Origin of the sequence: Mycobacterium sp. 94-17 (assembly GCF_035617725.1) — a bacterium.
In the GTDB taxonomy this organism is placed as follows: Bacteria; Actinomycetota; Actinomycetes; order Mycobacteriales; family Mycobacteriaceae; genus Mycobacterium.
In genome coordinates this window covers 80,664-93,174 of sequence record NZ_JAPIYN010000011.1, presented here as the reverse complement: position 1 = coordinate 93,174, position 12,511 = coordinate 80,664, and the positions used below count along the sequence as shown (strand labels likewise).

Annotated in this window: 11 protein-coding genes; 4 read left to right on the top strand and 7 right to left on the bottom strand. The window is 69.1% G+C overall.

Features of this window, described 5'->3' with window-relative positions; genetic code table 11:
• Positions 1-4: 4 nt before the first annotated feature.
• From OQ789_RS14660 to OQ789_RS14630, 7 genes are read right to left on the bottom strand one after another with little or no spacing between them, the layout of a single operon-like run.
• Complete coding sequence (locus OQ789_RS14660; RefSeq protein WP_324686659.1) at positions 5-1,174, bottom strand: lipid-transfer protein; 1,170 nt, start codon at positions 1,172-1,174, stop codon at positions 5-7.
• A complete protein-coding gene (locus OQ789_RS14655; RefSeq protein WP_324686658.1) occupies positions 1,171-1,620 on the bottom strand; it encodes a MaoC family dehydratase in 450 nt (149 codons plus the stop codon). The genes OQ789_RS14660 and OQ789_RS14655 overlap by 4 nt, the downstream gene beginning before the upstream one ends.
• The gene (locus OQ789_RS14650) at positions 1,617-2,759 is read right to left on the bottom strand and encodes an acyl-CoA dehydrogenase family protein (protein WP_324686657.1); all 1,143 of its coding nucleotides are present in this window, start codon (positions 2,757-2,759) and stop codon (positions 1,617-1,619) included. The genes OQ789_RS14655 and OQ789_RS14650 overlap by 4 nt, the downstream gene beginning before the upstream one ends.
• A gap of 9 nt (positions 2,760-2,768) precedes the next feature.
• Entirely contained in the window at positions 2,769-3,164 is a 396-nt protein-coding gene (locus tag OQ789_RS14645) for a Zn-ribbon domain-containing OB-fold protein (protein ID WP_324686656.1), read from the bottom strand.
• The gene (locus OQ789_RS14640; protein WP_324686655.1) at positions 3,164-3,709 is read right to left on the bottom strand and encodes an FAS1-like dehydratase domain-containing protein; all 546 of its coding nucleotides are present in this window, start codon (positions 3,707-3,709) and stop codon (positions 3,164-3,166) included. The genes OQ789_RS14645 and OQ789_RS14640 overlap by 1 nt, the downstream gene beginning before the upstream one ends.
• 18 nt (positions 3,710-3,727) lie before the next feature.
• Positions 3,728-4,912: an acyl-CoA dehydrogenase family protein gene (locus tag OQ789_RS14635; RefSeq protein ID WP_324686654.1), complete on the bottom strand. Its 1,185-nt coding sequence runs from the start codon at positions 4,910-4,912 to the stop codon at positions 3,728-3,730.
• A 4-nt stretch (positions 4,913-4,916) separates the two neighbouring features.
• Positions 4,917-6,113 (bottom strand): cytochrome P450, encoded by a 1,197-nt coding sequence (locus OQ789_RS14630; protein ID WP_324686653.1) that lies wholly within the window; start codon positions 6,111-6,113, stop codon positions 4,917-4,919.
• Positions 6,114-6,306: 193 nt separating this feature from the next.
• Between OQ789_RS14630 and OQ789_RS14625 the strand changes: the two genes are divergently transcribed.
• The 4 genes from OQ789_RS14625 to OQ789_RS14610 are packed head-to-tail and all read left to right on the top strand — an operon-like array spanning position 6,307 to position 12,448.
• On the top strand, positions 6,307-7,767 hold the full coding sequence (locus tag OQ789_RS14625; RefSeq protein WP_324686652.1) for an aldehyde dehydrogenase family protein: 1,461 nt from the start codon (positions 6,307-6,309) through the stop codon (positions 7,765-7,767).
• A complete protein-coding gene (locus tag OQ789_RS14620) occupies positions 7,764-10,052 on the top strand; it encodes a CoA transferase (protein ID WP_324686651.1) in 2,289 nt (762 codons plus the stop codon). Before OQ789_RS14625 ends, OQ789_RS14620 begins: the two co-directional genes overlap by 4 nt.
• Positions 10,053-10,094: 42 nt before the next feature.
• Positions 10,095-11,003: an alpha/beta hydrolase gene (locus OQ789_RS14615; RefSeq protein WP_324686649.1), complete on the top strand. Its 909-nt coding sequence runs from the start codon at positions 10,095-10,097 to the stop codon at positions 11,001-11,003.
• 29 nt (positions 11,004-11,032) lie between these two features.
• Complete coding sequence (locus tag OQ789_RS14610; RefSeq protein ID WP_324686648.1) at positions 11,033-12,448, top strand: acyl-CoA synthetase; 1,416 nt, start codon at positions 11,033-11,035, stop codon at positions 12,446-12,448.
• The last annotated feature ends 63 nt before the right edge of the window (positions 12,449-12,511 follow it).

Below are 12,511 nucleotides of genomic sequence, written 5' to 3'. Positions count from 1 at the left end.
CCCCTCAGCCGGCCGGTGCGAGAATCAGGCCGCTGGTGGGAACGCCGGTGCCGGAGGTGACCAGCACGTGTTCGACATTGTCGACCTGGTTGTGCGAAGTGCCGCGCACCTGGCGCACCCCCTCGGTGATGCCGTTCATGCCGTGGATGTAGGCCTCGCCGAGCAGGCCGCCGTTGGTGTTGATGGGGAACTCGCCACCCAGCGACAGCCGCTCGACGGTGGCGAAGTCCTTCGCCTCGCCGCGCCCGCAGAATCCGAGCTCCTCGAGCTGAGCGAACACGAACGGCGTGAAATGGTCGTAGATAAAGGCGGTTTGGATGTCTTGCGGCTTGAGACCCGAATCGCGCCACAGCTGCCGAGCCACCACGCCCATCTCGGGTAGCCCGGTGATCTCGTCACGGTAGTAGCTGGTCATCATCTCCCCGTTGGCGGCGGCGCCCTGGGCGGCCGCGGTGATGACGGCCGGTGGCTGCCGCAGGTCGCGGGCACGCCCGGCGCTGGTGATCACCAGCGCGACACCGCCGTCACTCTCCTGGCAGCAATCCAGCAGGCGCAGCACGGGTTCGACGATCCAGCGCGAATTCTGGTGGTCTTCCAGGGTGATCGGCCGCTGGTAGAACCACGCGTCCGGGTTGGTCGCGGCGTGCTTGCGGTCGACGACCGCGATCCTGCCGAAGTCCTCGTTGGTAACGCCATACGTCGACATGTAACGCTGGGCGTGCATCGCGACCCAGGCCGCGGGGGTGAGCAACCCGAAGGGCGCGTAATGCGCCATGAACAAAGGTGTTTCGGCCATGCTGCGACCGCTGCCGCCGAACCGGAAACCGGACCGTTCGTTGAACGCGCGCCAGCAGACCACCACGTCGGCGACTCCCGTGGCCACGGCCATCGCCGCGTGTACGACGGTGCCGGCGGCCGCGCCGCCGCCGTGATGCACCCGGGAGAAGAAGCTGAGGTCGCCGATGCCCACGTTGCGGGCGATGTCGATCTCGTCACTGGAATCCATGGTGAACGTGACCATGCCGTCGACATCGGCCGGCGCCAGGCCGGCGTCGTCGAGCGCGGCGCTGACCGCCTCGCACGCCAATTGCAGCTCGCTGCGCCCGGATTCCTTCGAGAACTCGGTCTGGCCGATCCCGACGATGGCACAGCTGCCGGGCAGCGTCCTGCTCATGCGCCCGACCCGTCGAGCAGGCTGAGTACCGCGGTGCCGGACACGTGGTCGCCGAGGCTGTTGGAACCGGCGAAGGTTATCTCGATGAAGTTCTCACCGTCGCGGCCCTCGCTCTTGCTGGTGACGCTGCCGGTGAACCGCAGCGGATCATCCGGGAAGCACGGCACCCCGAGGCGGATCGACAGCTTCTTCACCATCGCCTCGGGCCCGGCCCAGTCGGTGAGGAAGCGCACGCAGTAGCCGTTGGTGGTCAGGATGTTCATGAACAGGTTGGGCGAGCCCTGCTGCTTGGCGTACTCGCGGTCGTGGTGCACCGGCATGAAGTCGCGGGAGGCGATCGCGCCGGCAACGATCATCGTTGTGGTGATCGGGATTTCGAGCGGGGTGACCTCTTGGCCGACCGAGATGTCCCGCCATTGCAAGGTGCGGTTGGCGGTCGTCGTCATGAGTGTCCTTCCGAATAGGTTGCGGCATAGGTCGCGCCGAGCCGGGCCAGCTGCGCCGATGCCGGGCCGAGGGTGAGCTCGTTGTGCTTGGCCCACAGGAAATAACGATGCAGGGGATAGGTGACGTCGATGCCGATGCCGCCGTGTACCTGCTGGGCGGTGCCGGCCACCCGGGCGCCGGCCTCGGCGGCCCAGAATTTCGCGATGCGCGCGGCCCGGCGTGTCTGTTCCAAGGGCCGCCCGCTCGCGATCAGCCAGGCGGCCTGCCAGGTGGTCCACCGGATCGCCTCGACGTCGATGAAGGCGTCGGCCATCCGCTGCTGCACGGCCTGGAAGCTGCCGATCGGGCGTCCGAACTGCTCACGCGTGCAGGTGTATTCGGCGGCGATACGCAGTGCCCGCTCGGTGACGCCGAGCTGGATCGCGCACAGCGCCACCAGGGCGCGGGTGTACAGCGACTCGGTCAGTCCATCGCCGGCGATCATATCCGCCGCGGAAACCGTTGCACCGTCCAGGAATACGTCCGCGTGCGGTTCGCGGCTGGTGGTGGGAGCCGGGCGGATCTCGGCGCCCGCCGCGTCGGCGGCCAGCAGGAAAAGGCCCTCGTCCCCATCATCGGTCGAGGCGGGAATAAGCAGCGTGTCGGCGAGTTGTGCGGCAGGTACCAGCTCTTTGGCGCCGTCCAGTCGCCAGTTCGGGCCGTCGCGGCGTGCGGTGGTTACCGGGCGCGCCGGGCCCGAGCGGCCGGGTTCGACCAAACCCGCTGTCAGGATTCGAGATCCGGTGACCACGCCGGGCAGGAACCGCTGCTGCTGTTCGCGGCTGCCGTGCCGGGCGATCGGGTCGGCGCCCAGCACCAGCGTGGCGTAGACGGGCACGGGGGCGACGGCGTAGCCGACCTCGGCCAGCAGCACCCCGAGTTCGACGAAGCCACCGCCCGAACCACACGAGCCGCCCACCGACTCCGGCAGCGCGGTGCCGAGCAGGTCGGCGCCGGCCAGCTCCTGCCAGAGCGCCGCGTCATGGCGGATCTCGGCGGCTTCCAGCTCGGTCAGCCGCTCCGGCGTGGCGCGGCGCTCGAACAGGTCGCGGGCGAGCTTGGCGATCGTCTCCTGCTCTTCGGTGAACGAGAAGTCCATGGACGCCGCCTACGCGCTCGGCCGGAACTGGTGCAGCACCAGGTCGTCGAACGTTTGGTAATAGACCTCGACCGGCATTCCCGGTGTCACGTCGGAAGGATCGATGTCGGTCAGGTTGGACACCAGCCGCACGCCCTCCTCGAGTTCCACCAGCACGACGATGTAGGGGTACTCGAAGAACGGAAATTTCGGCTCGTGCGGCATCACGTAGCTGTACACGGTGCCGCGGCCCGACGATTCGATCGCCTCCCAGTCAAGGGACCGGCAGTGTGGGCACATCGGACGCGGCGGGTGCCTCAGCCGCCCGCAGCCGGTGCAGCGCTGGACCAGAAGCTTGTTGTCCCGCAACCCATTCCAGAAGAATTCGGTGTCCGGGGTGATCGCCGGAGCCAGTCGGGCCGCCATCAGCTCGCCGGCCTGAAGCGCAGCACCCGGAATCGTTGCCGCCCCAACACCTCGCCGTGCTGGTCGGTGTACGTCGTCAGCCAGGTCAAGAAGAAGCCGGTGCCCAGCGCGGTCTTCTTCTCGTCGGACACCGATTCGTAGACCGTCGTCGCGCTGATCTCGTCGCCCAGTCGCGGGTACCGTTCGATCTCGAACTCCGAATTGGTCGCCACCGTGCTGGTGTAGCCGGCCTCGTCGAGGAACGACGTCGGATTGCCGTGGATCTCGACCGGGGCCCCACCCCGCTCGCCGATCCCCTCCAGCTTCGGCGACGGCATGGTCCAGGTCTGCAGCATCACCGGCGGCGACACGATGCCGCCGAACCGTGACGACGCGGCGAATTCCGGGTCGAGGTAGACGGGGTTCATGTCGGCCATCGCGTACGCCCAGTGCCGGATCATCGGCTGATTCACCGGGTCCGGTGCCACCGAGGGCGTCCCGGTGCCACCGGTCGGCCGGCCGACGAGCGCCCGCACCTTGGCGCTGACGGATTCTGAGTCGGTCACTTGGTGTTGTCCTCCTGACTAATTGGCGGCCCGAAGGTCGCGGGGTGCCCGTGGCATGCCCAACCCGGCCATGGCGATGATGTCGCGTTGAATCTCGTTGGCGCCGCCGCCGAAGGTGTTGATGACGGCCTGGCGGTAGGCGGACTCCAGCGCGCCGCGCAGCGGGGCCTCGCCGCCGCGCCGCACCCCGTTGCCGTCGAGCACCTCGAGCAACTCCCGGGCGACCTGCTGCGTGAGCTCGGTGCCGAACACCTTGGCCGCCGACGCTTCCCCCATGCTCAGCGCTCCCTTCGTCATCGCCGCGTTGACCCGCGAATTGACGAGTTTGTACGCGGCGACCTCGGCCTCGACCCGCGCCAGCGCCGACTGCACCCAGGGCTGGTCGATCACCCGGCCGCCGTCGAGCTCGGTGCTGACGGCCCAATCCAACGTCTTTTCGAACAGCGGCTCGAGCGCACCGAGATTGCCCAGGGCCGCGCGCTCGAAATTCAGCTGCGTGGTGATCAGTTGCCAGCCCTGATTCTCGGCGCCCACCAGCGCGCTGACCGGCACGCGCACGTCGTCGTAGAACGTGTAGAACGTGGAAACTCCCGGCATGGTGTGCAGCGGCTGCCAGGAGAAGCCGGGCGAGGAGGTCGGCACGATGAGAATGGAAATGCCCTTGTGCTTCTTGGCATTCGGGTCGGTACGCACGGCCAGCCAGATGTAGTCGGCATAGGCGGCGCCGCTGGTGAACATCTTCTGGCCGTTGATCACGTACTCGTCACCGACACGGACGGCTGACGTGCGCACCGAGGCGAGGTCGCTGCCCGCCCCGGGTTCGGAGTAGCCGATCGCGAACTCGACGGTGCCGTCGAGAATCGCCGGCAGAAACCGCTGCTTCTGCTCCTCGGTGCCGTAGTGCATCAACGTCGGTCCGACGGTGTTGAGCGTCACCAGCGGGATGGGCGCACTGACCCGGCGTGCCTCCTCGGCGAAGATGAACTGTTCGATGGCCGAAAATCCGCGTCCACCATATTTCTTGGGCCAGCCGACACCGAGCAGGTCGGCCGCGGCCAGGGCGCGGACGCAGTCCCGCACCGCCGGGCCCCCCTCCATCCGTTCGCTGACCGCCGCGACACGCTCCGGCGTCATCACGGTGTGCAGGGCCGCACGGATCTCGGCGCGCAGCTGCTCCTGTTCGGGCGTGTACTCCAAATCCATTGCCTCAGGCCCCCATCCGCACCGGCATGCGCTTGACTCCGGGCACCATGGTGGCCCGCATCCGGTCCACGTCGCCCACCAGCTCCATGTCGGGGAAGCGGCGCAGCAGCTCGTCGAAGAACACGGTCGCCTCCAACCGCGCCAATTGCGCCCCCACACAAGAATGTTCGCCGCAACCGAACGCGATGTGCGGATTCGGGTGTCGGGTAACCCTGAACTCCTCGGAGTCGGGGCCGAACACGTCCTCGTCCCGGTTGGCCGACCCGTAGAGCATCACCACCACCTCGCCGGCGCGGATCCGCTGACCGCGGATCTCCACGTCGGCGGTCGCGGTGCGGGCCATGTGCACCACGGGGCTGTTCCACCGCAGCATCTCCTCGACGGCGAGCGGGATGCGGCCGGGATCCTCGACCAGCAGGCGGCATTGGCCGGGATGGGCGATCAACGCCAGGGTGCCCAGCGCGATCAGGTTGCGGGTGGTTTCGTTGCCGGCGACCAGCAGCAGGAAGGTGAAGTTGAGCAGGTCGTCGTCGGTCAGCCGGTGTTCGTCGATCTCGGCCTCGGCCAGCACCGACAGCAGGTCGTCGCGTGGTTGCACGCGGCGGGCGGCGATCAGCGTCCGGAAGTACTCATAGAGTTGCCCGGCCGCCACCAACGGATCGAGCTCGATCTCGGGATCGGCCGTTCCTGTGGCCGCGTCCGACCAGGCGCGGAACTGCTCCCAGTCGTCGGGCGGGGCGCCGATCAGTTCGGCGATCATCCGTGTGGGCAGCGGAGCGGCGATGCGCTCGGCGAACTCGTGCACGGAACCGGGTTCGATGTCGTCGAGAATCCCGCGGACGATCTCGCGGATCTTCGGCTCGAGCACGGCCACCCGCCGCTTGGTGAATCCGGAGTTGATCAGCTTGCGCATCTGCCGGTGCCGCGGCGGATCGGTGAAGATCAGGCTGCCCTGCTGCACCGGGTTGGGCATGTGCGGATCCGGAATCGTGATGCCCTTGGTCGACGAGAACAGCGCCGGGTTGCCCGACACGTACCGGATGTCCTCGTATTTCAGCAGCGCCCAGAAGTTGGTGACGTCGTTCCAGCACACCGGCGCCGTCGCGCGCAGTTCGCGGTAGGCGGGATACGGGTCACCCGCGTAGAAGTCGGGGGAGTGCAGCGGGAAGTCCGGTGATCGCAGCGGCGGATGAGTCTGCACGGCAAGCCCCTCTCGCAGGACACCCGATCCGACAGATTAGTACAATCTGTCTGCCGAATGTGTCTACTCTGCGGCCCGGCGTGCTGTCAACACGACATCAAAGTAGCGAAATAGCCCAATTTTCACGCGATTGACGATTGACGACGACCACGTGGGGGTGTACACCAAGTGATCAGATGACCGGAGGATGCACATGGCCGATTCACCCGCTCTTGTCCAGACCTACCAGCTCTACATCGACGGCGAGTGGGTCGAGCCGGCCGACGGTCGCTACGACGACATCTCCCCGTCAACCGAGTCCGTCATCGCCACCGCACCCGACGCGAGCGTCGCCCAGGTCGGCGACGCGATCGGTGCCGCGCGCCGCGCCTTCGACAGCGGACCCTGGGGCACGATGACCGCCGAGCAGCGCGCCGGGTGCCTGAACCAGCTGGGGGAGGCGCTGGCCAAGCACGCCGACGACTTCTTTGCGCTGTCTCAGCTGGAGTGGGGCTGTGTCGCCAACGAGCGCGTCATGCAGATCGACGGCGCCGGGTTCATGTCCATGCACGCCGCCCAGCTCGCCACACAGCTGATCGACCAAAAGGTCAGCGGCATGAGCGCCGGAACCACCGTGCTGCGGCACTCGCCGCTGGGTGTCGTATCGGTGCTGACCCCGTGGAACTTCCCGCACTGCCTGAACGTCATGAAGCTGAATCATGCTCTGGCCGCGGGCAATACAGTCGTGCTCAAGCCCTCTCCGCTGACGCCGCTGGCCGGGCTGGCGCTGGCGCGGCTCATCGACGAGCACACCGACCTCCCGCCCGGGGTGGTCAACGTGGTCACGCCCTCGGGCGTCGAGGCGGCCAGGCTGCTGACCACCGATCCGCGCATCGACATGGTGAGCTTCACCGGCAGTTCGGCCGTCGGTCGCCAGGTCATGTCCGCCGCCGGGGACACGATGAAGCGAATCCTGCTGGAACTGGGCGGCAAGTCGGCGAGCATCGTGCTCGACGACGCCGTCATCACCGACGACATGCTGCGCCAGATGCTGTTCGAGTCGTGTTCGCTGCACGCCGGACAGGCCTGCATCCTGCACAGCCGGCTGTTGTTGCCCGACTCGCTGCACGACGGCGTCGTCGACCGGCTTGCCGCGCTGGCCCGCGAGGTCAAGGTGGGCGACCCCACCGACCCCGACGTGCAGATGGGCCCGCTGATCAGCGCAGCGCAGCGCGACCGGGTCGAGGCGCACATCGCCGGCGCGCGCAGCGACGGGGCGAAGCTGGTGACCGGCGGCGGCCGGCCGGCCGGTCTGGACGTCGGCTACTACGTGGAACCGACGATCCTGTCCGGGGTGGAGCCGAATTCGACTATCGCGCAAGAGGAAGTGTTCGGCCCGGTGCTGACCGTGCTGCGCTACCGCGACGACGACGACGCGGTCGCCATCGCCAACCACTCGCAATACGGGCTCTCCGGCGCGGTGTGGGGGCAGGACGTGGACCGCGCCGTCGGCGTGGCGCGGCGCATCCGGACCGGCCAGATCGCGGTCAACGGCGTCAGTCCCGCCGGCGCGCCGTTCGGCGGCTTCAAGCTCAGCGGGCTGGGCCGCGAGGGCGGCGGAATCGGGGGATTGCACCAGTACATGGAACCGATGGCGATCGGCGTCCCCGCGTGACGGGACCCCTTGCGGGGCTGCACGTCGTCGAAATTGCAAGCGAGATCTCGGGTCCCTACGCGGCGAAGCTGCTCGCCGACCTGGGTGCCGAGGTGATCAAGATCGAGCCGCCCGCCGGAGACCCGTTGCGTCGCTGGGGCCCGTTCGCCTCGGGCGTCGCCGACCCGGCTCGGTCCGGCTTATTCGAATACCTCAACGCCGGAAAACGCGGTGCCACACTTGATCTTTCGGTGGCGCGCGGACTGGCGGCCGCACGCGAACTGATCGCACGGGCGCAGCTGCTGATCGAGGATTTCCCGCCCGGAGCGCTGGAGGGATGGGGGCTCGGGCTCGACGATCTGCAGTGGATCAACCCAAACCTGGTGCTGCTGCGCATCTCCGCGTGCGGTCAGTCCGGCCCGTGGCGGCACCGGGCCGCCACACCGCTCACCCTGCAGGCGGCTTCGGGCTGGATCAGCTTTCGGGATCCGGATCGTCCGCCGGTTCAGGTCGGCGCCCGGATTGCCGAGTACGTCGCAGGCGCCTACGGCGCGCTGGGCGCGCTGACCGCCCTGCGGCTGCCGACCTCGGGCCGTGTCGCCGAAGTGGATGTCTCGCAACTGGAATCGCTGCTGTCGACGCTGCCCTATCCGATGTTGATGGCGCAGCGGATGCGCCGGCTCGGACTGCCCCCCAACCTGCGCTCGGCGCCCATGCTGGGTGTCGTCCGGGCCGCCGACGGCTGGGTGGGCATCAACTGCCTGACGGGCCAGCATTGGCTCGACGTTTGCGCCATGTTCGGCCTGCCCGAGTTCGGCGAGCATCAGCTCGCGATCATGATGGGCGGCCCGGAGCGCGACGACTTCTTCGCCAAGGCGCAACTGGTGCTGGCCGGCCAGACCGTCGCCGAGATCGTGGAACTCGCTCAGGCGCTGCGGATTCCGGCCGCCCCGGTCAACGACGGCGCCACCGTGCTCGATTGCCCGCAGTATGCGGCGCGGGGGTTCTTCGTCGAGGCCGGGCCGTTTCGTCATCCGGGGCCGCCATTTCGGTTCTCGAAAATCCCCGTGGCGCAACGCCATCCGGCTCCGCGCCGCCGAGCGCGGACCACGACGTGGGCCGGTGCGGGCCGGTCGCTTCAGCGCTCACCGGGGCCGCTGCCCTTCAGTGGGCTGCGGGTGCTGGACCTGACCACGTTCTGGGCCGGGGCCTACCTGACCTGCTACCTCGGGGCGTTCGGCGCCGATATCGTCAAGGTCGAATCGATCCAGCGACCCGACGGGCACCGCTACTCGGGCGCCTTCGCCTACGAGGGCGACGACTGGTTCGAGCGCAGCCCGGTCTGGCAGGGCACCAACTTGAACAAGCGCGACCTCACGCTCGACCTGACATCGGCGAGCGGCCTCGATCTCGCGCAGCGGCTGGCCGCCCGGGCCGACGTCGTGGTGGAGAACTTCTCCCCGCGAGTGGTCGAGCAGTTCGGCCTGGACTACGGCTCGTTGGTGGCGCTCAGACCCGACGTGATCGTGGTGCGGATGCCCGGATACGGCCTGTCCGGCCCGTGGCGCGACTACGTGGGCTGGGCGCTGAACTTCGAGCAGACGTCGGGCATGTCGGCGGCCACCGGATACGCCGACGGCCCGCCGTGCAATCCGCAGGGCCCCGCCGACCCGATCGTCGGCGTGCACGCCGGGGTCGCGCTGCTGGCCGCGCTCGAGCACCGCAACCGCACCGGCGCGGGCCAACTCATCGAGATAGCCCAGATCGAGGTCGCCGCCGCGGTCACCGCCGAGCCGGTGATCGAGTACTCGATGAACGGCGTGGTGCGCCCCCGCGAGGGCAACCGCCGGCGCGGCTACCTGCAGGGCGTCTACCCGACGAACGACGACGTGTGGGTCGCGCTGTCCGTACCCGAGCAGCCGATCGACCACGACGTCTTCGACGAGCTCGTCGCCGCCTGGACCCGCACGCAGACCGCCGCGGCGATCGTCGAAACCCTGCATGCACAGGGGATCGCGGCCGAGCGCGTGATCACCGGAGACCAGATGTATGACCCCGCGCTCGTCGGGGCACAGCTCGACGCCCGCGAATACTACGAGGAACTTGCGCACCCGATCACCGGAGCGCACCGCTACCCCGGCTGGCCGTTTCGCATCACGCCCGGACCGCGACACCACCACCGCACCGCCCCGCCGACGCTCGGCCAGCACAACGACGAGGTCCTGCGCGAGCTGGGCCTGTCCGAGACGCAGCTGGCCGACCTGCGGCACCGGCGCGTCATCGGCGAGCGGGTGCTCAACGCATAGCCGCCTTTGGCGAACCGCGCCTGACATGCCAAGCTGCTGGACATGGTCATGGAGATCGCCCGCCCCAAACTCGAAGGAAACGTCGCCGTCGGCGAGGACCGCCAGATCGGCTTCGCTGAGTTCGGTGACCCCCAGGGCCGGGCGTTCTTCTGGCTGCACGGCACGCCGGGCGCCCGGCGCCAGATCCCAACCGAGGCGCGCGTCTACGCCAAAGACCACGGCATCCGCCTGATCGGCCTGGACCGCCCCGGGATCGGCTCGTCGACGCCGCACCGGTACGAGAACATCCGGGCCTTCGCCGACGACCTGCGGACGATCGCGGACATTTTGGGCATCGACAAGATGGCCGTCATCGGCCTGTCCGGCGGCGGCCCGTACGCGCTCGCGTCCGCCGCAGCACTGTCCGACCGGGTGGTGGCGGCCGGCATCCTTGGCGGCGTCGCGCCGTTCGTCGGCGACCAGGGGATCACCAGCGGGCTGATGAACCTGGGCAAGCGGGTCGCGCCACTGCTGAAGCTGGGCGGCGACCCACTGCGGATCGGCGCGAGCCTGGTGGTCCGGTCGATCCGTCCCGTCGCGAATCCCGCGCTGTACCTGTACGCCGCGATATCGCCCGAAGGCGACCGGCGCCTGCTGACCCGGCCCGAGTTCGGGGCCATGTTCCTCGACGACCTGCTCAACGGCAGCCGCAAGCAGCTGGCCGCCCCATTCAACGACATCATCCTGTTCACCCAGGACTGGGGATTCCGGCTCGACGAGGTCAAGGTCCCGGTGCGCTGGTGGCACGGCGACAGCGACCACATCGTCCCCTTCGCCCACGGCGAGCACGTGGTCGCCTTGCTGCCCGACGCCGAACTACTCGTCCTGCCGGGCGAGAGCCACCTCGGCGGGCTGGGTCGCGGCGAGGAGATCCTGTCCACTCTGATGAAGATCTGGGACGAGACAGACTGACCTCGCCGGGCGCCGGGTAGCCTGCTGACGTGCTGCTGGCGTCCCTCGATCCTTCGGTCCTGACCACCACCGATGTCGCCGACGCGGTGCGCGTCGACGGCACCGTGCTCAGCCGCAGCGACCTGGCCGGTGCCGCGACGTCCGTGGCCGAACGGGTGGGCGGCGCCGACCGCGTCGCCATCCTGGCCGCCCCGACGGCCGCGACGGTCCTGGCGGTCACCGGGTGCCTGATCGCCGGGGTGCCGTTCGTCCCGGTCCCCGCCGACGTCGGCGCTGCCGAACGCAGGCACATGCTCACCGACTCAGGCGCGCAGGCCTGGCTCGGGCCGGTGCCTGACGAGGCCGACGGCCTGCCGCACATCCCGGTCCGGCTACACGCCCGCTCCTGGCACCGCTACGCCGAGCCGTCGCCCGGCGCCACCGCGATGATCATCTACACCTCGGGCACCACCGGGTTGCCGAAAGGCGTGGTGCTGAGCCGGCGGGCGATCGCGGCCGACCTCGACGCCCTCGCGGACGCCTGGCAGTGGACCGCCGACGACGTCTTGGTACACGGCCTGCCACTTTTTCACGTACACGGCCTGGTGCTGGGCCTGCTCGGATCGTTGCGGATCGGGAATCGCTTCATCCATACCGGCAGGCCGACCCCGGAGGGCTACGCGCAGGCCGCGACCGACCACGCGGGCACGCTGTTTTTCGGCGTGCCGACGGTGTGGTCGCGGGTGGGGGCTGACGAGACGGCCGCCCGGGCGCTGCGCCCCGCGCGGCTGCTGGTCTCCGGAAGCGCGCCGCTGCCGGTTCCGGTGTTCGACCGGCTCGCCGGCCTCACAGGGCATCAGCCCATCGAACGCTACGGCGCGTCGGAGTCGCTGATCACCCTGTCCACCCGCGCCGACGGCGAGCGACGCCCGGGCTGGGTGGGCCTGCCGCTGCCCGGCGTGCAGACCCGGGTGCTCGACGACGACGGCGGCCCGGTGCCGCACGACGGCGAGTCCGTCGGGAAGCTGCACGTGCGCGGGCCGATGATGTTCGACGGCTACCTGAACCGGCCGGACGCCTCCGCCGAGGCGTTCGGCACCGACGGCTGGTACCGCACCGGCGACGTCGCCGTGATCGACGCCGACAGGATGCACCGCATCGTCGGACGCGAGTCGGTCGACCTGATCAAGTCCGGCGGCTACCGCATCGGCGCGGGCGAGATCGAAACGGTGCTCCTGGGGCATCCGGGGGTCCAAGAGGCGGCGGTGGTCGGGATGCCCGACGCGGACCTGGGCCAGCGCATCGTCGCCTACGTGGTCGGCCCGGCCGACGGCGACGAACTGATCGATTACGTCGCCCAGCAGCTTTCGGTGCACAAGCGGCCGCGGGAGGTGCGCACCGTCGACGCGCTGCCGCGCAACGCCATGGGCAAGGTCCTCAAGAAGCAGCTGCTCACCGAGGGCTGAACGCTTGCCGAACCGGGCGCTCCTGTGGGGCCGGGCCCCGAGACACGCAGCAAGCTGTCAGCT